Raw genomic sequence first — 26,059 nt, 5'->3', positions numbered from 1 at the left:
CAACCCCTTTCGATGGCGGTCAACCGCCCAAAGTGTAATCCACGATGACCGGAGCGTGATCACTCCATCGGGTGTCCCACGACGCGGCACGGGCGATCCGGTAATCGACGACCCGTTCGGCGAGCGCCGGTGTGGCCAGCTGGTAGTCGATTCGCCAGCCCGTGTCATTGTCGAAGGCTTTGCCCCGGCTCGACCACCAGGTGTAGGGACCGTCGACCTCGCCATGGAATCGGCGCCCGACATCCACCCACCCGAGCCCCGGACCGACCGACCCATCGACGCCGGTGACGAGGGTGCCCCTCTCGCCCATGAATCGGTCGAAGTATGCGCGTTCGCGGGGGAGGAAGCCGGCCTTCTTGACGTTGCCCTTCCAGTTGCGGATGTCGAGCTCGCGATGACCGACGTTCAGGTCGCCGGTGATGACCGCGAGCCCGTCGTCGGCGGCGAGCTGCGGCATCCGCACACCCATCGCATCGAGGAAGGCGTACTTCGCGTCCTGCTTGGGTGTGCCGTCTTCGCCGGTGAACACGTAGGCGCTGACCACCGTGAGGTTCTCGCCGTCGATCGCGAAGTCGGCCTCGATCCACCGGCCCTTCGAGTCGAGGGCGTCGTCGCCGAGCTCGACCCGCCAGATGTCGAGGGGTGCGCGCGCGGCGATCGCCACCCCGGCGCGCCCCTTGGCAAGGGCTTCGTCATTGACGATCTGCCAGCCGGGCAACGCCGTGGCGAGGTCGGCGCCCGTGGCGCGGACTTCTTGAAGCGTCAGGATGTCGACGTCGGCCGTCTCGAGCCAGTCGTGCATGCCGTTGCGGGCTGCGGCGCGGATTCCATTGACGTTGACGGTGGCGATGCGGACGCGTTGGGGCACCGGATCAGACTACTGAGGGTCACCGACGTCGCGTCCGGCACGGTCAGTCTTTGGACTTCCTTCCTCGGAGCGTGCCGTTTCGGGCGGGAGGTGTCGGCGGGGTGGTCGCCTCCACACGAGCCAGTTCGGTCTCGGCCTCGCGCACGGCGAGATCGGCGCCCCATGCCCGGTACCACGGCGCATCGGCGCGCGCCTCGCGCGCCGTGCGCAGTCGCACCTGTGCGGCGAGCAGGAGCGCTGCGTGCTCGGCCGCGAGGCGCTCGGCCTCGGTCTGGGCCAGGATCGGGATGTCTCGGTCATTCGAGGCCACTGCCACCCACGCGGCCGCGACGAGCAGGATGATGCCGTTGATCTTGAACCAGAGCAGCAGCCCGACGAAGATCGCGAAGGTCGCCAGCAGAGGGTTGGACGGCGTATAGCTCAGCAGCAGACCCGCACCGAACTGCACGATCGTCAGGGCCCCGCCGCCGAGCAGCGCGCCGGGCCAGATCCTGCGCCAGCGCAGCTGTGTGCCGGTCAGGAAGCGGAACATCGCCGCGAGCGCGACCGAGTTCAGCGCGAACGAGACGATGACGGTGCCGATCCGGATGCTCGAGTTGAGCACCCCCGATCCGGTGTCGATCCCGAACAATGACAGCACCCATGCGAAAGCCCACGCACTGATCGAGCTGAGGGCCGCACCGATCACGAGAGCGATGCCGAAGATCAGAGCGGCGACGAAATCGCGGGCCTTCAGGAGCACGTAGCTGCGTCGATCCGGCGGGATGCCGAACAGCTCGCGCACCCCGCGACGCGAATAGGTGACCCATCCGATCGCCGTCCAGATCACGGTGACGAGGGCGATCAGGCCGGTGATGCTCAGCACACTGCCTGTCTCGGAGGCGATCGCCTGCACCTGTGCGGGCGTGATGACCCCGCCGGACTCGGCGATCAGGTTGGGAATGTAGCTGTTGATCACGTCGATCATCGCCTGCACCGCTTGCGGGTTGCCGCCCAGCCAGATGCCCACCGCCGCGAAAGCGACGTAGATCGCCGCGAAGATCGCGAACAGCGCCTGATAGCTGATGCCCGCTCCCATCAGGAAGCCGTTGTTCTGGAGGAAGTGACGCCAGACGCGCACCGGGAACCAGGCCATCGTGGCGCGGGTGAGTTTGGTCGCAGCCTGGATCGGCTCGTCGAACCGCACGCGCAGCGAGTCCTGCGTCGACTCCCACCGCTGCCGGAGGCTCTCCTCCTCGCGCGCGGCCTCGTCGGCCGCGGTGCGGGGATCGGGTTTCCCGAGCCCCGCGCTCTTCTCGCTCACGCCCCCAGATTAGCGATCGGTGGATGCGGCATCCGCCGTCGCGGGGTCGTCCGTGCGCGTCGCGGCGCGGAAGCGCCGGGCCACGAACAGCACGGGCACGAGCAGCAGTGCAGGCACGAGGAAGCCGAGGCCGAGCCCCGGCCCGTCGGCGAGCAGTCCGATCACGACCGCCCCGAGCACGGCGCCCACGTAGTTGAAGAGGTTCACGCGCGCGATGATCTCGTCGCTGCGGAGCGGCGCCAGCGAGCCGGCGGACGTGAACGAGATCGGCACGAGCGCTCCCACCGCAACGCCGGCGAGCGCGAAACCGACGATCGCGGCGGCGGTGAAGGGGAGCGCTGCGACGAAGACCAGCCCCGCGATCGAGACGAGCGTGGCGCAGAGCACGACCGGGCGCGGTCCCCAGCGATCGACCACCCGATCCGTGGCGAGGCGGGTGAGGAGGATCGCAACCTGGTATGCCGCGTATCCGAGCGGCGCGATCGCTGCGACAGCGGCGAGGTCATCCTGCAGGTAGACCGTGCTCCAGGTGCTCACCCCCGAATCCAGGGTGAAGGCGGCCAGGATCACGAAGCCGAAGAGCCAGATGCCACGGCGGGGGAGCGGAGTCGTGCTCGGGGCGCCGGGTGCGGCGGCCGCGTGTGTGCGGTCGAAGGCGAACAGGCCCCAGACCGCGACCCCCGATGCCACCACGATCACGAGTGCGAGCTGAGCGGATGGTGCGGCGCCGATCGCGGCGGAGCCGGCGACGGCGAGTGCCCCGAGGATCGCCGCGGCGGTGTAGGCCGCGAAGAAGCCGCCCATGAGGTCGCGACCGTACCTCCGCTGCACGAGGACGCCCTGCATCGCCCCCGCGGCGTCGACTCCGCCGAGTCCGATACCGTAGATCGCGAATCCGGCGACGAACGCCCAGAGCGGCAGATCCATCCAGACGATCGCGACCCCGACGACCTCCAGGGCCAGACCGACCACGAGCGACATCCGGCTGCCCGCACGCTTGGCGATCAGGTCCGCGACGACCGATCCGATCGCCGCGGCCGCGCACACCAGCAGGATGATGAGCGCGATCGCGGTGTCGTCGATCTGCTGCTGAGCCTTGAAGGAGGGCAGCGTCGTGACGATCACGGCGTACCCGAGGCCTTGCGCGGCGTAGGCTGCCGAGACGGCGACCCTGGCGCGGGTCGGGACGACGGTGTCCCGGATGTCGGTCACGGCGCTCCTCGGTCAGGAAGGGCTGCGAGCTCGGTCGCTAGGAGCGACCGCGGAGGACGGCCTGCTTGACCTCGGCGATCGCCTTGGTCACCTCGATGCCCCGAGGGCATGCCTCGGTGCAGTTGAAGGTCGTGCGGCAGCGCCAGACGCCCTCTTTGTCGTTGAGGATGTCGAGGCGCACGTCGGCGGCGTCGTCACGCGAGTCGAAGATGAACCTGTGCGCGTTGACGATCGCTGCGGGACCGAAGTACTGCCCGTCGGTCCAGAAGACGGGGCACGACGATGTGCACGCGGCGCACAGGATGCACTTGGTCGTGTCGTCGAAGATCTCGCGGTCGGCGATCGACTGGATGCGTTCCTTGTCTTTCGGAGGCGTGGAGTTCGCGATGAGGAACGGCTGCACCTCGCGATAGGAGGCGAAGAACGGCTCCATGTCGACGATGAGGTCCTTCTCGAGGGGGAGTCCCTTGATCGCCTCGACGTAGATCGGCTTGGAGATGTCGAGGTCTTTGATGAGCGTCTTGCACGCGAGGCGATTGCGGCCGTTGATGCGCATCGCATCCGAACCGCAGATGCCGTGCGCGCACGAGCGGCGGAACGACAGCGAGCCGTCGACCTCCCACTTGATCTTGTGCAGGGCGTCCAGCACGCGGTCGGTCGAGTAGAGCTCGACGTCGTAGTCCACCCAGCGCGGCTCAGCGTCCACCTCGGGATCGAAGCGGCGGATGATGAAGGTGACGAGGAAGGCCTGGATGCCGGTGTCGGCTGCTGCCTGGGCGGTGTCCGAAGCGTCGGTGACGATCGTCATCCCTAGTACTTCCTTTCCATCGGCTGGTAGCGCGTGATCACGACCGGCTTCCAGTCGAGCTCGATGTGGTCGGCGGGGTGCGAGGAATGCGGGTCGCCGGTGAGGTACGCCATCGTGTGCTTCATGTAGTTCTCGTCGTCGCGCTTGGGGAAGTCGTCGCGCATGTGACCGCCGCGGCTCTCCTCGCGGTTCTGCGCGGCATAGACGACGACCTCGGCGAGGTCAAGCAGGAAGCCGAGTTCGACCGCCTCGAGCAGGTCGGTGTTGTACCGCTTGCCCTTGTCGTCGACGTGGATGTTCTTGAAGCGTTCGCGCAGGTCGGCGATCACTTCGAGCACGTGCGCGAGGGACTCGTGGGTGCGGAACACCTGCGCGCCCTTGTCCATCTCGTCCTGCAGGGTCTTGCGCAGCACCGCGATCCGCTCCTGGCCCTGGTTCGCGCGCAGGCCCTCGATGAGGTCGCGCACCTCCTGGACGGGATGCTCGGGGATCTCGACGAACTCGGCCGTCTTGACGTACTCCACCGCGTTCCGGCCGGCGCGCTTGCCGAACACGTTGATGTCCAGGAGCGAGTTGGTGCCGAGGCGGTTCGAGCCGTGCACCGAGACGCACGCGCACTCGCCGGCCGCGTAGAGGCCGGGAACGACGGTGGTGTTGTTCGAGAGCACCTCGGCGTTGTTGTTCGTGGGGATGCCGCCCATCGCGTAGTGCGCTGTCGGCATCACGGGCACCGGCTCGACCACCGGGTCGACGCCCAGATAGGTCCGGGCGAACTCGGTGATGTCGGGGAGCTTGGTCTCCAGAACCTCGGCGCCCAGGTGCGTGCAGTCCAGCAGCACGTAGTCCTTGTGGGGTCCTGCGCCGCGGCCTTCCGCGACCTCCTGCACCATGCATCGCGCGACGATGTCACGCGGGGCCAGGTCTTTGATGGTCGGCGCGTAGCGCTCCATGAAGCGCTCGCCACTCGCGTTGCGCAGGATCGCCCCCTCGCCGCGCGCACCTTCGGTGAGCAGGATGCCGAGCCCGGCCAGGCCGGTCGGGTGGAACTGGAAGAACTCCATGTCTTCGAGCGGGAGGCCCTTGCGCCAGATGATGCCGACGCCGTCGCCCGTGAGGGTGTGCGCGTTGGAGGTCGTCTTGTAGATCTTGCCGAACCCGCCGGTGGCGAAGATCACCGCCTTGGACTGGAAGACGTGCAGCTCGCCGGTGGCCAGCTCGTACGCGACGACGCCCGCGATCTGCGTGCCGCCGTCGTCGCCCTTGACGGTGATGAGGTCGAGCACGTAGAACTCGTTGAAGAAGTTGATGCCCAGGCGCACGCAGTTCTGGAACAGGGTCTGCAGGATCATGTGGCCGGTGCGGTCGGCGGCGTAGCAGGCACGACGGACGGGCGTCTTGCCGTGATCGGCGGTGTGCCCGCCGAAGCGGCGCTGGTCGATCTTTCCCTCGGGGGTGCGGTTGAACGGCAGCCCCATGTTCTCGAGATCGATGACGGCGTCGATGGCCTCTTTCGCGAGGATCTCTGCCGCGTCCTGGTCGACGAGGTAGTCGCCGCCCTTGACGGTGTCGAAGGTGTGCCACTCCCACGAGTCCTCTTCGACGTTCGCGAGGGCTGCGGCCATGCCGCCCTGCGCGGCGCCCGTGTGAGAGCGGGTGGGGTACAGCTTCGAGATGACCGCCGTTCGAGCGCCCGGCCCCGCCTCGATCGCGGCGCGCATCCCCGCCCCGCCCGCGCCGACGATCACGATGTCGAACTGGTGGTAGTGCACGCCGTCCTTGACGGTGCTCTGAGGAACAGTGTCGCCGGTGGTCTGGGTGCTCACGTGATGGATGCTTTCGTCTTGGTCTCGGGGCGCCCGCGGATGCCGGGCGGTCAGGCGGTGAGGAGGCTCAGCCCTGGCACATGCTCCACAGGCTGCTGTCGGGCGTGACGCCCAGGCACGGGTCGAACGTGAAGACCACGAGCGTTCCGAGCAGGATGAGGAACGCCGCGGCGATTCCCACGGCCCACACGAGCACGGCGCGCGTGCGGTTGTGGGTGACGTAGTCGTTGATGATGGTGCGCATCCCGTTCGCGCCGTGGATCAGGGCGAGCCACAGCATCAGCACGTCCCACCACTGCCAGAAGGGCGAAGCGTACTTGCCGACGACGAATGCGAAGTCGATCTGCCGGATTCCGTCGCCCGCGACGAGATTCACGAACAGGTGGCCGAAGATCAGCACGATCAAGAGCACGCCCGAGGCGCGCATGTAGATCCAGCCCCACTTCTCGAGGTTGGGTCCCTTCCGCCGCGGGCGGGCGATCGGGCTGCGCGGATCGGCGATGGCGGGGGCGGTCATCAGTGCGCTCCTGAGATCTCGGCGATGATGCTGACCATCTGTCGCGGGACGAAGCCGGCCATCGTGATCACCCACAGGCCGAGGACCCCCCACCACAGCTGTCGCTGGAAGCGGGCGCCCTTCGCCCAGAAGTCCACGACGATGATCCGCAGCCCGTTGTAGGCGTGGTACGCGATCGCGCCGACGAGGACGATCTCGCCGATGCCCATGATGGGGTTCTTGTACGTTCCGATGACAGCGTTGTACGCCTCGGGCGATACGCGGATCAACGCGGTATCGAGAACGTGCACCAGGAGGAAGAAGAAGATCGCGACGCCGGTGATGCGATGCAGCACCCACGACCACATGCCTTCTCGACCTCGGTACAGGGTTCCACGCGGAACCCTGGAAGTGGTTTCCGATACCGACGGTATGACGCGTGCTGGAGCAGACACGGTCGTCCTCCCTGGTCGAACACGAGTGGGGGCGGGTCGATGCCCCTCCGCGGCACGGGGCCGCGGGGCGTCACACGGACGTCGGAATCATCCTATTCCCGCGGCGCTGACGGCGACGATTAGGCGTGCCTAAGTATCTTGACGTCAAGAGATCTGTCGAAATGCGCCGGAGGATGCGGACACACGCATGTCATCCGCCGGTCATATCGGTCCCGATAGCCTGGGAGCATGGCCGAGCCGATCGAGAACTTCTACGCCGTGATCCCCGCCGGCGGCATCGGCAGCAGGCTCTGGCCGCTGTCGCGCGCCGACGCCCCGAAGTTCCTCCATGACCTGACCGGTTCGGGGCAGACGCTCCTGCGTGACACGTGGGACCGACTCGAACCGCTCGCAGGTCGCGACCGCATCGCCGTGGTCACCGGTCGCGCCCACCGCGCGGCCGTGGAGAAGGAGCTGCCGGGCATCCCGGACAAGAACGTGATCCTCGAGTCCGAACCGCGCGATTCGGCCGCCGCGATCGGCCTCGCCGCCGCGATCCTGGTCCGGCGCGAGCCCGACGTCATCATCGGATCGTTCGCCGCCGATCACGTGATCCGCGGGACGCGCCTGTTCGATCACGCCGTCCGCCAGGCCGTCGCCGTCGCGGCGGCCGGCTACATCTGCACGATCGGCATCCCCCCGGTCGAGCCGTCCGTCGGATTCGGCTACATCCAGAAGGGTGACGAGCTCGATGTCGAGGGCGCTCCCGAGGCCGCCTACGTGGCGCGCTTCGTGGAGAAGCCGAATCTCGAGACCGCCCGGGAGTATTTCGCCGACCGATCCTTCCTTTGGAACGCGGGCATGTTCATCTCCCGCGCGGATGTCCTGCTCGGCGAGATCTCCGAGAACCAGCCGCACCTGTACGCCGGGCTCATGGATCTCGCCGATGCGTGGGACGACCGAGACGCCCGCGGACCGGCCGTCGACCGGATCTGGCCCACCATCACCAAGATCGCGATCGACTACGCCGTCGCCGAGCCCGCCGCCGAGAAGGGGCGTCTCGCCGTGATCCCCGGTCACTTCGAGTGGGACGACGTGGGCGACTTCGCGAGCCTCGCGAAGCTCAACTCGCACGGCCGGAAGAACGACCTCGCGATCCTGGGCGAGAACGCCCGCGTACTCGTGGATGCCTCGAGCGGGATCGTCGTGAGTCAGACGCACCGGGTCATCAGCGTCATCGGCGTGAAGGACATCGTGATCGTCGACACCGAGGACGCGTTGCTGGTGACCACCAGCGAGCACGCGCAGCGGGTGAAAGGCGTCGTGGACGCCCTCAAGCTCACCGGCCAAGGCGATGTCCTCTGACCGCGAAGCGCAGTGATCGGCTCGCGCCGAGCAATCGTTCGTGACCTTTGTCTCGGCTCTGTTGCGTCTTTGTAACCATTCGCACGCATGCCCGTTCTGAGCATGCAAACCCGACGTCACAGTGAGTAACTTCGAACCACCCGCCCGCGAGGTCCGCGGGTCTTTGCACGTGGAGGCATAGTGACCACTTCTACCCGAAAGCGCCTGCTCGGCGGCCTTGCGGCCGTGAGCGTCGCCGCGTTGACCCTCGCCGGCTGCGCATCCGCCCCGACCGCGAGCACCTCTGCCAGCGCATCCATCAGTGCCGTCGCCGGCTTCAAGCCGTGCATGGTGTCGGATGCCGGCGGATTCGACGACAAGTCGTTCAACCAGCTCGGCTACGAAGGCCTCGTGAGCGCAGCGGCGACCCTCGGCGTGACGCCGGTGACCGTGCAGTCCAGCTCGGAGTCGGACTTCGCGCCCAACATCCAGAGCCTGCTCGACCAGAACTGCTCGCTGATCGTCACGGTCGGATTCGCCCTGTCAGCGGCGACGGTCGAGGCTGCCCTCGCCAACCCGAAGACCGAGTTCGTCATCATCGACGACGCCGCCGACAACGACTTCGACGGCAAGGTGGACGCGCCGAACATCAAGCCGATCCTGTTCGACACCGCGCAGGCGGCGTTCATGGCCGGGTACGCGTCCGCGTCGTTCTCGAAGGCCAAGAAGGTCGGCACGTTCGGCGGCATGAACTTCCCGACCGTCTCGATCTTCATGGACGGCTTCGCCCAGGGCGTGAAGTACTGGAACGACCAGAAGAAGGACACCGTCGCGGTCATCGGGTGGGACACGGCCGCTCAGGACGGCGTCTTCACCGGTGGCTTCGAAGCCAACCAGGACGCGATCAACGCCGCTCAGGGCATCGTCGACCAGGGCGTGGACGTGCTCCTGCCCGTCGGCGGGCCGATCTACCAGAGCGCCGCATCGGTGATCCGCAGCTCGGGCCGCGACATCGCATTGCTGGGTGTCGACGCCGACGTGTTCGAGACCGACCCGTCGGTCGGCGACCTGCTCCTCACCTCGATCCGCAAGCTGATCGACGTCGGTGTCAGCGACGCGGTCCTCGCCGCGGGTCAGGGCAACTTCGACCCGACGGCGTTCGTCGGCACGCTGAAGAACGGCGGAGTGGGCCTGGCCCCGTTCCACGACTTCGCCTCGAAGGTCTCGCCCGACCTGCAGGGTGAGCTCGACACCATTCAGGCCGGCATCATCGACGGGTCGATCCCCGTCACGTCCTACCTGAGCAAGTAGCCACACCCGCGATGGGGGGGCTGGGAGACCAGCCTCCCCATCGTCGTTGCGTGCACGCCCGCAGACGCCGATCCCTCGGCATCGCCGCCACCACCCTCACCAGGGCCACCACCCTCACTAGGATCGGGGACTATGAAGCTCGAACTCCGGGGCATCACGAAGCAGTTCGGCTCCCTGGTCGCCAACGATCACATCGACCTGGTCATCGAACCGGGTGAGATCCACTGCCTGCTGGGCGAGAACGGCGCGGGCAAGTCCACGCTGATGAACGTCCTCTATGGCCTCTATCGTGCCGACGACGGGCTGATCCTGCTCGACGATCAGGTGCAGAACTTCCAAGGCCCCGGCGATGCCATGCGCGCCGGCATCGGCATGGTGCATCAGCACTTCATGCTCATCCCCGTCTTCACCGTCGCCGAGAACGTCATGCTCGGCCACGAGACGACGAAGGCCGGCGGCATCCTGGATCTGGATGCCGCACGCACGCGCGTCCGCGAGATCTCCGCGCGATTCGGGTTCGACGTCGACCCCGATGCGCTCGTCGAAGACCTCCCCGTCGGCGTGCAGCAGCGCGTCGAGATCATCAAGGCGCTCTCGCGCGACGCGCAGGTGCTGGTGTTCGACGAGCCGACAGCCGTCCTGACCCCTCAAGAGACCGACGAGCTCATGGAGATCATGCGGCAGCTCAAGGCCGCAGGCACATCGATCGTCTTCATCACCCACAAGCTCCGCGAGGTGCGCGAGGTCGCCGACCGGATCACCGTCATCCGGCTCGGTAAGGTCATCGGCGAAGCATCGCCCGATGCGACCAACGCCGAGCTCGCCGAGCTCATGGTCGGTCGAGCGGTCGAACTGACCGTTCACAAGGACGCCCCGACGCTCGGCGAGCGCGCGCTCGTCGTGGAGGCGCTCAGCGTCGTCGACGCGAAGGATCAGATCGTCGTCAGCGACGTGAGCTTCGATGTTCGCGGTGGAGAGATCGTCGCGATCGCCGGCGTGCAGGGCAACGGCCAGACCGAGTTGACCGAGGCGCTGGTCGGGCTCCAGGATCGCGTCACGGGGTCTGTCCGGCTGGGCGGTACCGAGCTCGTCGGCGCGAGCGTGCGGCGCATCCTCGACGAGGGCGTCGGATTCGTTCCCGAGGACCGCACCGAGGACGGGCTCGTCGGGGCCATGTCGATCGCCGAGAATCTGGTGCTCGACCGCACGAACGGGCAGCCGTTCGTGCGCGGCGGCGGCCTGCGGCTCGCGTACATCGCCGAATTCGCGCAGCAGAAGTTCGACGAGTTCGACGTGCGCGCGCCCGGCATCGACGCGGCGGTCGGCACCCTGTCCGGCGGAAACCAGCAGAAGGTCGTGCTGGCGCGCGAGATGAGCCGCGAGCTGTCGCTCCTCGTCGCCGCCCAGCCCACGCGCGGGGTCGATGTGGGTTCGATCGAGTTCATCCACAAGCGGATCGTCGAGACGCGGGATGCCGGCATCCCCGTCGTCGTCGTCTCGACCGAACTCGACGAGGTCGCCGCTCTGGCCGATCGGATCATCGTGATGTACCGGGGCCGCATCGTCGGTATCGTGCCGGGCGACACGCCTCGAGGAGTGCTCGGGCTGATGATGGCCGGCGAGGCGCCGACCGACGCGGGACCGACGAACCAGGGACCGACGAATCAGGGGGTCGCCGCGTGAGTGACAGCATCACCGGAGGAGGAGTCGTCACCACGAACGCGGCGCCGCTCCCCACGCCACCCGAGCCGCCGTCGAAATGGCACAGCACGTTCCTGCGGATCACGCAGGGCAACGCCATCATCTCGGTGCTCGCGGTCGTGCTCGCCCTGATCGTCGGGGGCATCATGATCGCCGCGACCGACAAGAACGTTCAGGCCGCATCGGTCTACTTCTTCGCCCGCCCGGGCGACACCTTCGTCGCGATCTGGAACTCGGTGTCGGGCGCGTACGTCGCGCTCTTCCAGGGCTCGATCTACAACTTCGGGGCCGACTCGTTCGCCCGCGGCATCCGTCCTCTCACCGAGACCCTCACCTTCGCGACCCCGTTGATCGCTGCGGGCCTGGGCGTCGCGCTCGCGTTCCGCGTCGGGATGTTCAACATCGGCGGACGCGGCCAGATCCTGATGGCCTCAGCCGCGGCGGGGTGGGTCGCGTTCTCGCTGGATCTGCCGTGGGGTGTCCACATGATCGTCGCCCTGATCGCCGGACTCGTCGCCGGTGCGCTCTGGGCGGGGATCGCCGGCTACCTCAAGGCGCGCACCGGTGCCCACGAGGTGATCGTGACGATCATGCTCAACTACATCGCGTTCTACCTGATCTCATGGATGCTGCGCACTCCGGGTCTGCTGCAGGCGCCCGGCTCGAACAATCCGAAGACCCCTCCGATGAAGGACACCGCGGTCTTCCCCGAGCTGTTCGGGCCGCAGTACAACCTGCATTTCGGCTTCATCCTCGTGATCGCCGCGACCGTGCTGGTGTGGTGGATCATCAACCGCTCCAGCCTCGGCTTCAAGTTCCGCGCCGTCGGGGAGAACCCGAAGGCCGCGCGAGTCGCCGGCATCAACGTCAAGAGCATGTACGTCTACGCGATGCTCATCGCCGGCGCCCTCGTCGGCCTTGCGGGGGTGAACCAGGTGCTCGGCACGATCACGACCGGTTTCACCGCCGGCATCGACGCGGGCATCGGGTTCGACGCGATCACCGTCGCGCTGCTCGGCCGGTCGACCCCCTGGGGCACGTTCGCGGCCGGTGTCCTGTTCGGAGCGTTCAAGGCCGGGGGATTCGCGATGCAGGCCGGTCAGCAGATCCCGGTCGACATCATCGTCGTCGTCCAGGCGCTCATCGTTCTGTTCATCGCCGCTCCGCCGCTGGTCCGCACGATCTTCTTCCTGCCGTCGCCCGAGCGCGATCAGCGGCGGCGGGAGAAGGCCAGGGCCAAAGAGCTCAAGGCCGAAGCCGGGACGGTGCTGCGATGAGCGCCACGATCAGCGGAACGGCCGACGGCGCTCTCGTCGCCGAAACCCCCGAGAAGGCGGAGGTGCGCAGCTGGAAGGCGCCCATCGCGCTCGCGGTCTTCACGGTGCTCTACGCCCTGCTGATCCTCGCGGCTCCCCGGGGCGGCGAGACGACCTACCGGCTGTCGACGGACGCCGACGCGCTGCAGCTGCCCGCGATCACGGTCGGCGTGCCGCTCACGACATGGGTCGTGTTCGTTCTTCTCGCGCTGCTGACCGCGGCGGCCGCGTTCTTCGTCCGCGGATTCGGTACGACGCCGCTGTGGGTGGTGGCGGTGTACATCGTGATCGCGATCGTCGGGTTCCTCACGTGGGCGGCCGCGGGCGCGACCATCCCGGTCGCCGGTCTGCTCGCCGGTGCCGTAGCGCTCGCGATCCCGCTCATCTACGGCGCCTTGGCGGGTGTGATCGGCGAACGTGCGGGCGTGGTGAACATCGCGATCGAGGGCCAGCTGCTCGCGGGTGCGTTCACGGCCGCCGTCGTGGCGACACTCACCGGTCAGCCCTTCCTCGGCCTGCTCGCCGCCATGGTGGCCGGGATGCTGGTGGCCTTCGTCCTGGCCGCGTTCGCGATCAAGTACCTGGTCGATCAGGTGATCGTGGGCGTCGTCCTGAACGTGCTCGTGACGGGCCTGACCAGCTTCCTGTATTCGCAGGTGCTGCAGCCCAACCAGTCGACGCTGAACTCGCCGCCCCGGTTCGACCGCCTGGCGATCCCGCTGCTCAGCGACATCCCCGTGATCGGTCCCGTGCTTTTCCGGCAGACGATCATCGTCTACATCATGTACGTCGCGGTCGCACTGGTGTGGTTCGGCATGTTCCGGACCCGGTGGGGTCTGCGGCTCCGGGCCGTGGGCGAGCATCCGCAGGCCGCCGACACCGTCGGCATCAACGTCAACGGGACACGGTTCTGGAACCTCCTCCTCGCGGGCGCGATAGCCGGTCTCGGCGGAACGGTGTTCACGATCGGCAACGGCATCGCCTTCAACAAGGAGATGACCGCCGGAGCCGGCTTCATCGCCCTCGCGGCCGTGATCTTCGGCCAGTGGGACCCGATCAAGGCGACGCTCGCGGCGCTCCTTTTCGGCTTCGCCTCGAGCCTGCAGAACACGCTGAGCGTCATCGGCTCGCCCGTGCCGAGTGAGTTCATGCTGATGCTGCCGTACGTCGTGACCATCTTCGTCGTCGCCGGAGTCGTCGGACGCTCGCGTGCGCCCGCCGCCGACGGCGTTCCATACATCAAGGGATGACTGTGACCGATATCGACTGGGACGAACTGCGTGCCGTCGCCACCGAGGCCATGCAGCGCGCGTACGCGCCGTACTCCCGCTACCGGGTGGGAGCTGCCGCGCTGGTGAGCGACGGCAGGATCGTCTCGGGCTGCAACGTCGAGAACGCGTCGTACGGAGTGGGCCTCTGCGCCGAATGCGCACTGGTGGGCGACCTGCACATGTCGGGCGGTGGTGAGCTGGTCGCGTTCGTGTGCGTGAACAACGACGGGCAGACCATCATGCCGTGCGGGCGGTGTCGTCAGCTGCTGTATGAATTCGCGCTCCCCGGGATGCTGCTCGAAACGGTCTCCGGCATCCGCACGATCGACGAGGTGCTGCCCGACGCGTTCGGCCCGCGCGACCTCGAGGACGTCAGCAGGTGAGCGAGGCGTATGACGCCGTCGATGTGATCCGCATCAAGCGCGACGGCGGGGCGGTACCCGAGGCCGAGCTGCGCTGGATGATCGACGCCTACACGCGGGGCTACGTCGCCGACGCGCAGATGGCGGCGTTCGCGATGGCGGTGCTGTTGAACGGCATGGGCCGCGACGAGATCCGCGTGATGACCGATGCGATGATCGCGTCGGGGGAGCGCATGAGCTTCGCGGGGCTCGGCAAGCCGACCGTCGACAAGCACTCCACCGGGGGCGTGGGCGACAAGATCACCCTGCCGCTGGCCCCGCTCGTCGCCTCCTTCGGCGTCGCGGTGCCGCAGCTGTCCGGGCGTGGCCTCGGCCACACCGGAGGCACTCTCGACAAGCTCGAATCGATCCCCGGGTGGACGGCTGCACTCGACAACGATGAGCTGTTCGCACAGCTCGCCGACGTCGGCGCGGTCATCTGCGCGGCCGGCAGCGGACTCGCGCCGGCCGACAAGAAGCTGTACGCGCTCCGTGACGTGACGGGTACGGTCGAGGCGATCCCGCTCATCGCGTCGAGCATCATGTCGAAGAAGATCGCCGAGGGCACCGGCTCGCTCGTTCTCGATGTGAAGTTCGGCTCGGGAGCGTTCATGCGCGATGTCGACCGTGCCCGTGAACTCGCGCGCACGATGGTCGAGCTCGGCACCGACTCGGGGGTTGCGACCACCGCGCTCCTGACCGACATGAACGTGCCGCTCGGGCTCGCGATCGGCAACGCGAACGAAGTGCGCGAATCGGTCGAGGTGCTCGCCGGAGGCGGACCGTCCGACGTGGTCGAACTCACCGTCGCCCTCGCCCGCGAGATGCTCGCCCTCGCAGGTCAGCCCGACGCCGACGTCGAGGCCGCGCTCCGCGACGGGCGGGCGATGGATTCGTGGCGCGAGATGATCCGCGCGCAGGATGGCGATCCCGATGCTCCGCTCCCGCAGGCTCGCGAGACGCACACCGTCACCGCATCCTCCTCGGGAATCGTCACACGGATGGATGCTCTTCCGTTCGGCGTCGCCGCCTGGCGCCTGGGCGCGGGCCGTGCCCGCGCGCAAGACCCCGTGGTGCACGCGGCCGGAATCGATCTGCACGTCAAGCCCGGTGACCGTGTCGAGGCGGGTCAGCCGGTCTTCACGCTGCTCGCGCAGGACGCGTCCCGCTTCGAGCGCGCACTCGCGGCGCTCGAAGGGTCGTGGGACGTGGGGCAGGATGCTCCGGCCCCCCGCAGCCTGGTTCTCGAACGCATCACGGCCTGACACCGGCATCCGGTACCCTTCACACCGCAGCCCTTCTCACCGCCCACATTCATATGAAGGAGTCACCCATGCCCATCGATCAGAACGGCGACGCGATCATCGAGGGCATGTCGGTGCGCCGCCTGCCGAAGATCTCGCTCCACGACCACCTCGACGGCGGAGTGCGACCCGCGACGATCGTCGAGCTCGCCGACGCCGTCGGGCTCGAGCTGCCCGAGAACGACCCGGAAGACCTGGCCGACTGGTTCGCCGACAAGAGCGACTCGGGTTCGCTCGTCGAGTACCTGAAGACGTTCGATCTGACGATCGGCGTCATGCAGACCCGCGAGGGCCTCACGCGCGTGGCGCGCGAGTTCGTCGAGGATCTCGCCGCGGACGGAGTGATCTACGGCGAGGTGCGCTGGGCGCCCGAGCAGCACCTGGCCGGCGGACTCAGCCTCGAAGAGGTCGTCGAGGCGGTGCAGGACGGCATCGAAGAGGGTGAGGATGCCGCGGAGGGCAACGGTCACGACATCCGCGTCGGCCAGCTCGTCAGCGCGATGCGTCACACCGACCGGTCGCTCGAGATCGCCCAGCTCGCGGTCGCCTTCCGGGGCCGCGGCGCGGTCGGCTTCGACATCGCGGGGCCCGAGGACGGCTTCCCGCCGTCGCGGCTGCGGGAAGCGTTCGACTACCTCGCGTCGGAGTTCTTCCCCGCGACGGTGCACGCCGGCGAGGCGGCCGGGCTCGACTCCATCCGCTCGGCGCTCATCGACGGCCGCGCCCTGCGCCTCGGGCACGGCGTCCGCATCGCGGAGGATCTCGATGTCGTCTCGCGTGAGGGCGACGAGGTGCTCGTGCACTTCGGCGACCTCGCCCGCTGGGTGCGCGACCGCGAGATCCCGCTCGAGCTCTCGCCGTCGTCGAACCTGCAGACGGGTGCGATCGCGGCGTGGGGCACCGAGCTCGCCGACCATCCGTTCGACCTGCTCTACCAGCTCGGCTTCGCCGTGACGGTCAACGTCGACAACCGCACGATGAGCCGCACGTCGCTCACGCGTGAGCTGGCGCTCCTGGCCGAGACGTTCGAATACGATCTCGCCGACCTCGAGACGTTCCAGCTCAACGCCGCCGCCGGCGCTTTCCTGGCTATCGAGGAGCGCGAAGAGCTGATCGAGCTCATCGCAGAGGGCTTCGAGCGCTAGCCCGAGACCTTCCGCACGCAGGAGAAATCACGAGGGCAGGACGAATTCGGCCGGATTCGTCCTGCCTCCGCGATTCGTCCTTTTCCGGTGCGGAGGACGAGAGGGCTACGGGGCGACGGATGTCGCGAAGCCGCCGACCAGCGCCGTCAGGACATCGGTCATCTCGGCGTCCGAGATCGTCGGGTCGCCGTCACCGGGCTGCGGGCCGTAGTTTCCGAACGACGCGTGCCCGGCGCCGGGGATCTCGATCAGCTGGGCGTCAGCCGGGAGGAGGTGCCGAGCATCCGCGATCTTCTCGGGGGTCGACAGGCCGTCTTCGCTGCCCGCGATGCTCAAGACGGGCAGGCCCGATCGAGAGAGGTCGTTCGCGCAATAGCTGGCGAAGAGCACGAGCGCGTCGGCGTCGGGCGCGAGCTGGCACGCCTTCACTCCGCCCAGCGAATGCCCGCCCACGATCCAGGTGTCGATGCCCGGCGCGAGGGAGGTGAACGTCGACAGAGGCCGTAGGTCGAAGAAGGCCAGGTTCAGCCACGGTTTCGTGATCACGACCGTGATGTCGTCGTCGGCGACGACTCCCGACATCTTCGCGGCGTACGCCCACGGGTCGACCTTGGCCCCGGGGATGTACACCAGCCCGACGGTGGACTCGCCCTCTGCGGGCGCGAGCACGATTCCCTCGGGATGGTCGGTGATCGTGATCGCCGGATCCGCGCGCACGGAGGCGAGCGGATCGGGCTCTGCCGCCATCACCCCGAGCTGGCTCCACACGAGTACGCCGACGACGGCCGCGATGAGCACGACGACGATCGATCCGAGCGTCCACCACAGGATGCGCACGCCACGACGACGCTTGCGGACCGGAGCGACATCACCGGGAGCAGCCTCAGCGAGGTCGGTGCCGCCCGGAACCTCATCGACGGGGGTCACGGGAGCGGAGTCATCGGACGGCGGAGGAGTGGTCACGTCACGACTGTAGTTCTGCCTGTCTCTCGCGCACGACAGACTCGACCTGCGCGAAGAGCGGATGCTCGGGCTCCAGGCCCGTGACGGCGGCCGTGAAGGTCGCGGCATCCTGTTCGCGGAGCATCCGCTGCATGTCGACCGACTGGGCGTCCTCATCGTCGTCGAAGGCCAGGGCCGCGCCGATGGCCGCCACGAGCGCCGAGGTGGACAAGCCCCGTTCGGCGGCTTCGGCACCCGGCCCGACGAACCGCTCGTGTCTCGAGAGCTTGCGCAGCGGCTGTCGCCCGACGCGCCAGACGGTGTCGGGGAGGGCCGGATTGCGGAACCTCGCCAGGATCGTTCGGCGGTACTCGGCCTGCACAGCGGGATCGAGCTCGTGCTTGGCCACCAGCAGCGCGGAGGTCTCTTCGAGGGCGGCCTCGACCTGTGCGGCGATGCCGGCGTCGGCCAGTGCGTCCGAGATCTTCTCCACGCCGGCGCGCGCTCCGAAGTACGCGGCGGTCGCGTGACCGGTGTTCACGGTGAAGAGCTTGCGCTCGATGTAGGGCGTGAGGTCGTCGACGAAGTGGGCACCGGGGATCCGCGGCGGGTCGTCGCCGAACGGGGGGCGCTCGATCGCCCACTCGTAGAACGGCTCGACCGTGACATCGACGCCGCCGCCATCGGGCTGGCCGGGAACGATGCGGTCGACCGCGGTGTTGGCGAACACGGCACGAGAGGCCAGCGCATCCCACGCCTCGCCGGCGAGATCGATCACCGCGTCGCGAAGCACGTCGGTGGCGTTGATCGCGTTCTCGCACGCCATGATCTGAAGCGGAGGCGACGACGGATCCCGCAGGGCGAGTCCTGCGACGATGTGCGGGGCGACGAACTTCAGGATCGTCGGGCCGACGGCCGTGGTGACGACGTTCGCGCCGGCGATCTCATCGACCACCTCGTCGGGGTTCGTCGCGCTGTTGATGGCCCGGAACCCGGTGACGACCGTATCGCCGCCGCCCTCGCCGACCGCGTGCACGGTGTACTCGTCGACGGCGTTGATCGCGTCGACCAGGGGAGCCGCGACATCCGAGAACACCAGCTCGTAGCCGCCCTGATGCAGGAGCAGCCCGACGAACCCGCGGCCGATGTTGCCCGCGCCGAAATGGACCGCCTTCATCAGACGCCCGACGCCGAGACGAGGGCGTAGAGGTCTTCTGCGGTGTCGGCGGCCTTGAGCTTGGCCACCTCGTCATCGTCGGAGAACAGGATCGCGATCTGAGAGAGGATCTCCAGGTGCTCGTCGCCCTTGCCCGCGATGCCCACGACGAACGTCACGGGCTCCCCGCCCCAGTCGACCCCGCCGTCGTACCGCACGACCGACAGAGCCGATTCGAGGATCGCCGCTTTCGTCTCGTTCGTCCCGTGGGGGATGGCCAGCTCGTTGCCCATGTACGTCGACACGGTCACCTCGCGCTGCTGCATGGCGTCGTAGTAGGCGCTGGTGACGGCGCCTGCCGCCTCGAGGATGTCGGCTGCCTCCTTCATCGCCTCCTCGCGCGTCGCGCTGCCGGAGTGGATGCGGACCTGGCCGATGCTCAGGACGTCGCGTGCCATGGTGTTGCCTTTCTGTCGAAGGGGATGCCGCGGCCCGCGGCTGCGGCATCGGTGGGTCACTCAGACCGAGGCTGTGGGGACGGGGGCATCGCGCCGCCCGTCCCCACAGCGGTCTCAGGCCCTACGCACCATCCTCGTGCTGGGCGCGCACCAGGTCTACGACCTCTTCATACTTCGGCGAGTTCATGAAGTTGTCGACCGACACGTGCACCGAGCCGGGCGACTTCGCCCGAGCGCGGTCGGTGAGCTGGTTCTGCGTGATGACCAGGTCCGCCGAGCCGTCCAGGGCGGCGATCGCCTTGTTGACGACGGTGACGTCTTCGATGCCGGCCTTCTTCATCTTGTTGCGCAGCACGCTCGCACCCATGGCCGACGAACCCATTCCGGCGTCGCAGGCGAACACGATGCTCTTGATCTGGCGCTCGGTCATGACAGCGGGCTCGATGCCGCCGTCGGGGGAGGTGGCTGCCCCGCCGCGCAGGTTGCTGAGCGCGTCCGAGGACTTGCCCTTCGCCGCCTCGGTCTGGGTGATCGCCGCACCGAACGCGTCATCGGTGGCCGCCATCGCGGCGAGGTCGCGCTTGCGCGATGCCCGCAGCAGAACGGCGGCGATGAGGAATGTCACGCCCGCCGAGAGAACCACCGAGAGGATGACGGCGAAGTACGCGCCGCTCGCCGTCTGGGCGAGGACGGCGATGATCGAGCCCGGTGCCGCCGGCGCACGCAGCGCGCCGCCGAGGAGCATGTTCGTGGTCACGCCGGTCATACCTCCACCGATGAGCGCCAGGATCAGGATCGGCTTCATGAGCGCGTACGGGAAGTACACCTCGTGGATGCCGCCGACGAACTGGATCAACGCCGCGCCCGGAGCGGATGCGCGGGCGGCGCCGAGGCCGAAGAACGCGAATGCGAGCAGCAGGCCGAGTCCGGGGCCGGGGTTGGCCTCGAGCAGGAACAGGATCGACGAACCGCTCTCGGAGGCCTGCTGGATGCCGAGGGGCGTCAGCACGCCGTGGTTGATCGCGTTGTTGAGGAACAGCACCTTCGCCGGCTCGATCACGATGCTCGTCAGCGGCAGGAGGTTGGCCGCAACCAGCCAGTTGACCGCGTTGCTGAGGACCTGCATCAGGCCGTTGACGAGCCATGCGATGGGGTAGAAGCCCACAACGGCCATGACGAAGCCCCAGATGCCCGCCGAGAACATGTTGACGAGCATCTCGAAGCCCGCCCTGACCTTGCCCTCCCAGAGGCTGTCGAGCCACTTCATGGTGTACGCGGCGATCGGTGCCATGATCATCGCGCCGATGAACATGTGCACCTGGCCGAGCTGGTTGTCGGCGGGCTGGGTCGCGTTGAAGTTGGCGATCAGCAGGTCGGAACCGGCGATCGCACCCATCACGGCGATCGATGCGACGACACCGCCGCGGATGCCGTAGATGATGTTACCGCCGGTGTAGGCGATGATGATCGGCAGCAGATAGTGGATGAACGGGCCGACGATCGTCGCGAGATCGGCGTTCGGAGTGAACCCCTTCGCGATGAAGAACGCGGTGAAGATACCCCACGCGATGAGCGCGGGGATGTTCGGCATGATCATGCCGGACAGGAACGTGCCGAAGCGCTGAACTCCGACCCGTACCTTGCTAGCGCCCGGTGCGGGCGTCGACGTCATTGTCATGAGACGGTCTCCTTCTGGATGGTTGCTGTGATGGGGGCGGCAGCGGCCTCGCGGGCCGCATCTCGGGCTGAGGCCGCGTCGTCCGCGGCCAGGGCGGCCTCGGCGACGCGGCGCGCATCGTCGAGGGAGAACTGGAGGAGGCTCGCGCGAACGTCGGCGAGCGCCGTGGGGGCCATCGACAGGCTGGTGGCGCCCAGGCCGACCAGCACGACGGCCAGGAGCGGATCGGCGGCGGCCTCGCCGCAGATCCCGACAGGCTTGCCGTGCAGGCGCCCGGCGTCGCCGACCTCGCGGATGAGGCGGAGCACTGCCGGGTGCCACGGGTCTTGGAAGGACGCCACCGACCCGAGGAGGCGGTCGGCCGCCATGGTGTACTGCGTGAGGTCGTTCGTGCCGATCGAGGCGAAGTCGGCGTGGGCGAGCACGCGGTCGGCCAGGAGGGCAGACGAGGGCACCTCCACCATGACGCCCGCCGTGCGGATGCCGTAGTCGCGGGCCAGGGCGGTGAAATAGCTCGTCTCTTCGACGGTGGCGACCATCGGGGCCATGACCCACAGGTCGGCCGGGCCCTCCGGTGTCGCGCGGGTCGCGGCATCCGCTTCCGCCAGCGCGGTGAGCTGCTCGCGCAGGATGTCTTCGCTCGCCCGCAGGGCGCGGATGCCGCGGAGTCCGAGGGCCGGGTTCTCCTCGTGCGCGTCGTTGAGGAAGGGCAGTGGCTTGTCGGCGCCCGCGTCGAGCACCCGCACGACGACCTTCTTGCCCGGGAAAGCGGACAGGAGCGCGGTGTACGACTCCTTCTGCTGGTCGATCGTCGGCGCGCTGCCCGAGCTCAGGAACAGGAACTCGGTGCGGAAGAGCCCCACGCCCTCGGCTCCGAGAGCGACGGCCTCGGCTGCGCCCGCGGGGTTGCCGAGGTTCGCCAGCAGCGGGATCGCCGTGCCGTCCGCGAGAGCACCGGGAGTGATCGGCGCCGAGGCGGCCGATGCGCGCGCTTCGGCGCGGTTCTGCGCCCGATCGAGCTCGTCGGGCGTCGGCGATGTCGTCACGACGCCGCTCGCCGCATCCACGATCACCGTCTCGCCCTCGCGCAGGTCCTTCGCGCCGGCCACGCCGACCACGGCCACGATCGACTTCTCGCGCGCGAGGATCGCGGTGTGCGACGTGGGGCCGCCTTCGGTGGTCACGAGCGCGAGCACCTTGTCGAGATCGAGCAGCGCCGTGTCGGCCGGTGCGAGGTCTTTCGCGACGAGGACGAACGGATGCCCGGGATCGGGCACGCCGGGAGCTGCGACGCCGCGAAGGCGGGCGATGACCCGCTGAGCGACGTCGTCGAGGTCGGCCGCGCGCTCGCCGAGGTAGCCGCCCATCGCCGACAGGGTGTCGCGGAACGACGCGAACGCGTCGAACACGGCGAACTCGGCCGTCTTGCCCGCACCGATCCTGGCGTCGATCTCGGACTCGAGGCTCGGGTCCTCGGCCATCATCGCCTGGGCCTCGAGCACATCCTGGGCTGCGCCGCCCGCCTGTGCTCCTCGCGCTTCGAGTTCGCGGGCCACGGCGGCGACGGCGTCGCGCACGCGTGCCGTCTCGTCCTCCGGTGAAGAGGTGCTGGGGGCATCGCTCGGTGCCGGCAGCGGCTCGGCCATGCGGGCGATGGGGCCCTGGGCGACGCCCAGGCCGATTCCCACCCCTCTGAGTTCAGTCATCTTCTACTCCGCGTCGTGATCTGTCGTGAGCAGTTCGCTCAGGGTGTCAAGGAGGGCTTCGGCGTTCTCGCCGTCGGCGGTGAGGGTGACGTAGTCGCCCTGCTCGATCCCGAGCGCGATGACGCCCAGGATGCTCGCCGCGTTCACGGGCTTGCCCGCGTCTTTGGTGATGGTCACCGGTACGCCCGAATCCTTCGCGGCCTGGGCGAACAGCTTCGCCGGCCGCGCGTGGAGGCCGTGCGATGAGCCGATGCGCACCGTGCGGGTGAGCTGGGCCATGTCCGTTCCTCTCTGTCTGTGGTCAGGTGGTCTGCGGTCAGGTGGTCTGCGGTCGAGCGGGTCGATCGTCAGGTGGCGAGCGATTCGGGGGCGTCTATCGCATCGCGGACGAGCTGCAGTGTCCGTGAGCCGTCGAGATCCGTGAAGATGTCCGGAGGCAGCAGCACGACGGTCGTTCCCCTCGCGGCCGCATCCCTGCGGATCCGCTCGAGGGCATGCGCCAGGTGCGGACCCACGAGCACGACATCCGCCCCGTCCAGATCGATCGGCAACGAAAGCTCGGTGCCGGCGAATGCTGAGTAGGGGAGTCCGCGATCGTGCGCCGCGTGGCGCACACGCTGCGCCACGAACGTGCTCGACGCACCCGCACCGCAGACGACGAGGATCCTCACCGATCCACCTCCATGCGCCCATTCTTGTGAAAACGCTGGGAGCCGACAACCAGTCTTGTTTCCGCCCCCGCGGAACGCGTTCTGGGGCTCCAGGGCCCCTGGGAGTGCGGGCGTGGTTGACTGGATGCGCGCGAGGACTGCGCAGACTCCGGAGGAAGACGTGACCAGAGCGAGACAGGATCGCCTGCTCGGGATCCTCTCGCGCGACGGGGAGTGGGCCACGGCCGCGACGCTCGCCGATGCCCTCGGGGTCACTCCGCGGAGCATCCGCTCGTATGTCACGGCGGTCAATGCGCGCGTCAGGTCGGGCACAGCGATCGAGTCGGGCCCGCTGGGCTATCGCGCAGGTGCGGACGCGTCGGCAGCGCTTCGCGCGGGTGGTGGTTCGGATGCCGGAACCACGCGCGACCGTCTGCACACCGTGGTGCGGTCGCTGCTGAACGCCCCGGAAGGCATCGACGTGTTCGAGACGGCGGAGCGCCTGCATGTGAGCCCCGCGACGGTCGACTCTGATCTCGCGCGCGTGCGGAGCCTGCTCGGCGGCACCGAACTGACGCTGGAGCGGTCGGCGTCGCAGGCACGCTTGCGCGGCACGGAGATGGCGCAGAGACGCCTCCTGAGCCGGCTCGCGCACGACGAGATGGACGCAGGGTCCTTCGATCTCGCCGCGCTCCGCCGCACCCTGGGGGTCGGGTCGGTCGGCGCGCGCGCCTTCGGTCCGTTCAAGACCGACATGGTGGCCGAACTCGGTGCGCTCGGGTACTTCGTGAACGAGTTCGGCATCGGCGATGTCGTCATGCACATCGCGATCGCGGCGGACCGGGTGGAGCGCGGCCGGGGCCTGGAGCGCTCCGTGGCCGATGAGACCGCATCGCAGCGCGAGATCGGCGAGATCATCGACCGGCTGGCGCTTCGCCACCTCGGCGTCCAGCTCGGCGCGGGAGACCGTCAGCACCTCGCGACGCTCGTGCTGACGAGGGTCGTCGCACCCGGGGCATCCGCTCCTTCTCAGGATGCGCACGCGCGTCTGGAGCCCGAGGTCGCCGATGCCGTCCGCGACGTCGTGACCCTCGCGGCCTCGGAGTTCCTCGTCGACATCGCCCACGAGGACTTCATCCTCCGCCTCGCCCTCCACGTGCAGAATCTGCTGCACCGCTCGCGCGAGCAGGCCTGGTCGCGCAATCCGCTGACCCGATCGCTGAAGTCGACGTACCCGATGATCTTCGAGGTCGCCGTCTTCATCGCGAGCGGGCTGCAGGAGCGACTGGGCATCCCGCTTCTGGACGACGAGATCGCCTACATCGCGATGCACGTCGGAGGACGCCTCGAGCGCAGCAGGCGCGCCGATCAGCTCCTCACGGCCACGATCGTCTGCCCGGGCTACTACGAGCTGCACGAACTGCTCCGCTCCAGCGTCGACCGCTCGCTGGGTCAGGCGATCGAGGTCGTCGGCGTCGAGACGCGCGTCGACCCCGACTGGGGCGCGATCGACACCGACCTGGTGCTCACCACGATCGACCCGCCTGCCCCGAGCGACCGGATCGTGCGCATCCAGCCCTTCCTCACCGACAGCGACATCGAGCGCGTGCAGTCCGCGGCGAGTCGCATCCGGCGCGGCAGGCGCCTGGCGCGCCTGCGCACCGAACTGGAGCGGTACTTCGACCCTCGCGCCTTCGTGCGGGGACTCGATGCCACGCACGGCGAGGAGGCGGTGATCAGGCGCCTCGGGGGGCTCCTCGTCGACGACGGCGTGATCGATCAGGACTACGTCGAACGCACGATCCAGCGTGAAGCCCTGTCGTCGACCGCTTTCACTGACGCGCTCGCCGTGCCGCACGCGATGGCGATGACCGCGACGCGCACGGCGATCGCGATCGGTCTGGCCGATCCGTCGATCCCCTGGGGCGAAGCGCGTGTGCAGGTCGTCGCGATGGTGGCGTTCTCCGAGACGGATCGCGAAGCGTTCCAGACGGTGTTCGAGCAGTTCGTCGAGGTCTTCTCCGAGCGCGACAGCGTGCAGCGCATCGTTCGGCGAGGCACCGACTTCGCCGGGTTCCTGGACGAGCTCGTCGCCGTCATCGACGGCTGAGGCGCTCCTCGAGGTCGCGCCGCACCGCGGGCCACTCGTGGGGGAGGATCGAGTACACCACCGTGTCGCGCAGGGTGCCATCCGGGCCGATCCGGTGATTGCGCAGCACCCCATCGCGCTTCGCGCCGAGGCGCTCGATCGCCGCCCGCGACGGGCGGTTGTGCCAGTGCGTGCGCAGCTCGACGGCGATCGCGTCGCAGGCATCGAACGCGTGGGCGAGCAGAAGGAGCTTGGCCGCCGGGTTCACCGCGGTGCGTTGGGCCTCGACGCCGATCCAGGTGTGACCGATCTCGACGTGGCGGTTCGGCTGGTCGATGTTGCAGAACGTCGTCATCCCCACGACCCTGCCGCTGTCGAGGCGCCGGATCGCCCACGGGTTCATCGTGCCCGCGTCACGCCATCCGTGTCGCTGGGCGATGTCGGCGTCGATCGCCTCGGGCGCGGGCACCGACGTGTACCAGGCGTGCTCGAGTCCTACCGCTGCCACCGCGAGATCATCGGCGTGCGCGGTGGTCAGCGGCTCGAGCCGGACGAAGGCGTTCTCGAGGGTGACCGGCGTGATGAGGTCCATACGACGAGCCTAAGAGGCACACCCCGGACATCCGAGAGGATGGGCGGGGCC

General features: G+C 68.3%; 24 protein-coding genes. 9 read left to right on the top strand and 15 right to left on the bottom strand.

The window, feature by feature from the left end; all coding sequences use genetic code 11:
- Positions 1-19: 19 nt before the first annotated feature.
- The 7 genes from F6B43_RS06760 to sdhC form a co-directional block, all read right to left on the bottom strand.
- Positions 20-868, bottom strand: coding sequence for an exodeoxyribonuclease III (locus tag F6B43_RS06760; protein ID WP_150448052.1), 849 nt, complete (start codon positions 866-868; stop codon positions 20-22).
- A gap of 43 nt (positions 869-911) precedes the next feature.
- Positions 912-2,171, bottom strand: a complete 1,260-nt coding sequence (locus F6B43_RS06755) for a YihY/virulence factor BrkB family protein (RefSeq protein WP_150448051.1) — start codon at positions 2,169-2,171, stop codon at positions 912-914.
- A gap of 9 nt (positions 2,172-2,180) precedes the next feature.
- Entirely contained in the window at positions 2,181-3,383 is a 1,203-nt protein-coding gene (locus tag F6B43_RS06750) for an MFS transporter (RefSeq protein ID WP_150448050.1), read from the bottom strand.
- 37 nt (positions 3,384-3,420) lie between these two features.
- Entirely contained in the window at positions 3,421-4,191 is a 771-nt protein-coding gene (locus tag F6B43_RS06745) for a succinate dehydrogenase iron-sulfur subunit (RefSeq protein ID WP_150448049.1), read from the bottom strand.
- Between the two features lie 2 nt (positions 4,192-4,193).
- Entirely contained in the window at positions 4,194-6,014 is a 1,821-nt protein-coding gene (sdhA, locus tag F6B43_RS06740; protein WP_150448048.1) for a succinate dehydrogenase flavoprotein subunit, read from the bottom strand.
- A gap of 67 nt (positions 6,015-6,081) precedes the next feature.
- Positions 6,082-6,531, bottom strand: coding sequence for a succinate dehydrogenase hydrophobic membrane anchor subunit (locus F6B43_RS06735; protein WP_150448047.1), 450 nt, complete (start codon positions 6,529-6,531; stop codon positions 6,082-6,084).
- On the bottom strand, positions 6,531-6,965 hold the full coding sequence (sdhC, locus tag F6B43_RS06730) for a succinate dehydrogenase, cytochrome b556 subunit (protein ID WP_150448046.1): 435 nt from the start codon (positions 6,963-6,965) through the stop codon (positions 6,531-6,533). The genes F6B43_RS06735 and sdhC overlap by 1 nt, the downstream gene beginning before the upstream one ends.
- A 228-nt stretch (positions 6,966-7,193) precedes the next feature.
- Between sdhC and F6B43_RS06725 the strand changes: the two genes are divergently transcribed.
- The 8 genes from F6B43_RS06725 (at position 7,194) to F6B43_RS06690 (ending at position 16,737) form a co-directional block, all read left to right on the top strand.
- Positions 7,194-8,309 carry a mannose-1-phosphate guanylyltransferase gene (locus F6B43_RS06725; RefSeq protein ID WP_150448045.1) on the top strand — a complete coding sequence of 372 codons (1,116 nt, stop codon included), beginning with the start codon at positions 7,194-7,196 and terminating at the stop codon, positions 8,307-8,309.
- Between the two features lie 180 nt (positions 8,310-8,489).
- On the top strand, positions 8,490-9,599 hold the full coding sequence (locus F6B43_RS06720; RefSeq protein WP_150448044.1) for a BMP family lipoprotein: 1,110 nt from the start codon (positions 8,490-8,492) through the stop codon (positions 9,597-9,599).
- A 132-nt stretch (positions 9,600-9,731) separates the two neighbouring features.
- Entirely contained in the window at positions 9,732-11,282 is a 1,551-nt protein-coding gene (locus tag F6B43_RS06715; RefSeq protein ID WP_150448043.1) for an ABC transporter ATP-binding protein, read from the top strand.
- Positions 11,279-12,577 carry an ABC transporter permease gene (locus F6B43_RS06710; RefSeq protein WP_246159823.1) on the top strand — a complete coding sequence of 433 codons (1,299 nt, stop codon included), beginning with the start codon at positions 11,279-11,281 and terminating at the stop codon, positions 12,575-12,577. Before F6B43_RS06715 ends, F6B43_RS06710 begins: the two co-directional genes overlap by 4 nt.
- Positions 12,574-13,866 carry an ABC transporter permease gene (locus tag F6B43_RS06705; RefSeq protein WP_150448042.1) on the top strand — a complete coding sequence of 431 codons (1,293 nt, stop codon included), beginning with the start codon at positions 12,574-12,576 and terminating at the stop codon, positions 13,864-13,866. Before F6B43_RS06710 ends, F6B43_RS06705 begins: the two co-directional genes overlap by 4 nt.
- 2 nt (positions 13,867-13,868) lie before the next feature.
- Entirely contained in the window at positions 13,869-14,270 is a 402-nt protein-coding gene (locus F6B43_RS06700) for a cytidine deaminase (protein ID WP_150448478.1), read from the top strand.
- Complete coding sequence (locus F6B43_RS06695; protein ID WP_150448041.1) at positions 14,267-15,553, top strand: thymidine phosphorylase; 1,287 nt, start codon at positions 14,267-14,269, stop codon at positions 15,551-15,553. Before F6B43_RS06700 ends, F6B43_RS06695 begins: the two co-directional genes overlap by 4 nt.
- A 68-nt stretch (positions 15,554-15,621) precedes the next feature.
- Positions 15,622-16,737 (top strand): adenosine deaminase, encoded by a 1,116-nt coding sequence (locus tag F6B43_RS06690; RefSeq protein ID WP_150448040.1) that lies wholly within the window; start codon positions 15,622-15,624, stop codon positions 16,735-16,737.
- Positions 16,738-16,842: 105 nt separating this feature from the next.
- Here F6B43_RS06690 and F6B43_RS06685 read toward each other — a convergent pair whose 3' ends face one another.
- The 7 genes from F6B43_RS06685 to F6B43_RS06655 all read right to left on the bottom strand — a co-directional run bounded on the left by F6B43_RS06685 (position 16,843) and on the right by F6B43_RS06655 (position 23,348).
- Complete coding sequence (locus tag F6B43_RS06685; protein WP_246159822.1) at positions 16,843-17,700, bottom strand: alpha/beta hydrolase; 858 nt, start codon at positions 17,698-17,700, stop codon at positions 16,843-16,845.
- A gap of 1 nt (position 17,701) precedes the next feature.
- Entirely contained in the window at positions 17,702-18,856 is a 1,155-nt protein-coding gene (locus tag F6B43_RS06680) for a mannitol-1-phosphate 5-dehydrogenase (RefSeq protein ID WP_150448038.1), read from the bottom strand.
- Complete coding sequence (locus tag F6B43_RS06675; RefSeq protein WP_150448037.1) at positions 18,856-19,293, bottom strand: PTS mannitol transporter subunit IIA; 438 nt, start codon at positions 19,291-19,293, stop codon at positions 18,856-18,858. The genes F6B43_RS06680 and F6B43_RS06675 overlap by 1 nt, the downstream gene beginning before the upstream one ends.
- Before the next feature lie 121 nt (positions 19,294-19,414).
- The gene (locus tag F6B43_RS06670) at positions 19,415-20,971 is read right to left on the bottom strand and encodes a PTS mannitol transporter subunit IIBC (protein WP_150448036.1); all 1,557 of its coding nucleotides are present in this window, start codon (positions 20,969-20,971) and stop codon (positions 19,415-19,417) included.
- Positions 20,968-22,677: a phosphoenolpyruvate--protein phosphotransferase gene (ptsP, locus tag F6B43_RS06665; RefSeq protein WP_150448035.1), complete on the bottom strand. Its 1,710-nt coding sequence runs from the start codon at positions 22,675-22,677 to the stop codon at positions 20,968-20,970. The genes F6B43_RS06670 and ptsP overlap by 4 nt, the downstream gene beginning before the upstream one ends.
- Positions 22,678-22,680: 3 nt before the next feature.
- Entirely contained in the window at positions 22,681-22,956 is a 276-nt protein-coding gene (locus F6B43_RS06660) for an HPr family phosphocarrier protein (protein ID WP_150448034.1), read from the bottom strand.
- A gap of 68 nt (positions 22,957-23,024) precedes the next feature.
- Positions 23,025-23,348 carry a PTS sugar transporter subunit IIB gene (locus tag F6B43_RS06655; RefSeq protein WP_150448033.1) on the bottom strand — a complete coding sequence of 108 codons (324 nt, stop codon included), beginning with the start codon at positions 23,346-23,348 and terminating at the stop codon, positions 23,025-23,027.
- A gap of 160 nt (positions 23,349-23,508) precedes the next feature.
- On the opposite strand from F6B43_RS06655, the gene F6B43_RS06650 reads away from it, so the two are divergent.
- Entirely contained in the window at positions 23,509-25,437 is a 1,929-nt protein-coding gene (locus F6B43_RS06650) for a BglG family transcription antiterminator (RefSeq protein WP_246159821.1), read from the top strand.
- Here F6B43_RS06650 and F6B43_RS06645 read toward each other — a convergent pair.
- Positions 25,424-26,008 (bottom strand): GNAT family N-acetyltransferase, encoded by a 585-nt coding sequence (locus F6B43_RS06645; RefSeq protein ID WP_150448032.1) that lies wholly within the window; start codon positions 26,006-26,008, stop codon positions 25,424-25,426. The genes F6B43_RS06650 and F6B43_RS06645 overlap by 14 nt on opposite strands.
- Positions 26,009-26,059: the final 51 nt, after the last annotated feature.

The organism is Microbacterium rhizomatis (assembly GCF_008710745.1).
Classification (GTDB): Bacteria; Actinomycetota; Actinomycetes; order Actinomycetales; family Microbacteriaceae; genus Microbacterium; species Microbacterium rhizomatis.
The sequence above is the reverse complement of the archived record's forward strand: the minus strand, read 5'-3'. Positions and strand labels throughout refer to the sequence as shown.

What these genes read in the sequence shown, in the direction of transcription:
- F6B43_RS06690 (WP_150448040.1), top strand. Translation starts at nt 15,622, where the DNA reads ATGCCCATCGATCAGAACGGCGACGCGATCATCGAGGGCATGTCGGTG.
- F6B43_RS06675 (WP_150448037.1), bottom strand. Translation starts at nt 19,293, where the DNA reads ATGGCACGCGACGTCCTGAGCATCGGCCAGGTCCGCATCCACTCCGGC.
- ptsP (WP_150448035.1), bottom strand. Translation starts at nt 22,677, where the DNA reads ATGACTGAACTCAGAGGGGTGGGAATCGGCCTGGGCGTCGCCCAGGGC.
- F6B43_RS06725 (WP_150448045.1), top strand. Translation starts at nt 7,194, where the DNA reads ATGGCCGAGCCGATCGAGAACTTCTACGCCGTGATCCCCGCCGGCGGC.
- F6B43_RS06745 (WP_150448049.1), bottom strand. Translation starts at nt 4,191, where the DNA reads ATGACGATCGTCACCGACGCTTCGGACACCGCCCAGGCAGCAGCCGAC.
- F6B43_RS06670 (WP_150448036.1), bottom strand. Translation starts at nt 20,971, where the DNA reads ATGACAATGACGTCGACGCCCGCACCGGGCGCTAGCAAGGTACGGGTC.
- F6B43_RS06735 (WP_150448047.1), bottom strand. Translation starts at nt 6,531, where the DNA reads ATGACCGCCCCCGCCATCGCCGATCCGCGCAGCCCGATCGCCCGCCCG.
- F6B43_RS06660 (WP_150448034.1), bottom strand. Translation starts at nt 22,956, where the DNA reads ATGGCCCAGCTCACCCGCACGGTGCGCATCGGCTCATCGCACGGCCTC.
- F6B43_RS06680 (WP_150448038.1), bottom strand. Translation starts at nt 18,856, where the DNA reads ATGAAGGCGGTCCATTTCGGCGCGGGCAACATCGGCCGCGGGTTCGTC.
- F6B43_RS06705 (WP_150448042.1), top strand. Translation starts at nt 12,574, where the DNA reads ATGAGCGCCACGATCAGCGGAACGGCCGACGGCGCTCTCGTCGCCGAA.
- F6B43_RS06715 (WP_150448043.1), top strand. Translation starts at nt 9,732, where the DNA reads ATGAAGCTCGAACTCCGGGGCATCACGAAGCAGTTCGGCTCCCTGGTC.
- F6B43_RS06645 (WP_150448032.1), bottom strand. Translation starts at nt 26,008, where the DNA reads ATGGACCTCATCACGCCGGTCACCCTCGAGAACGCCTTCGTCCGGCTC.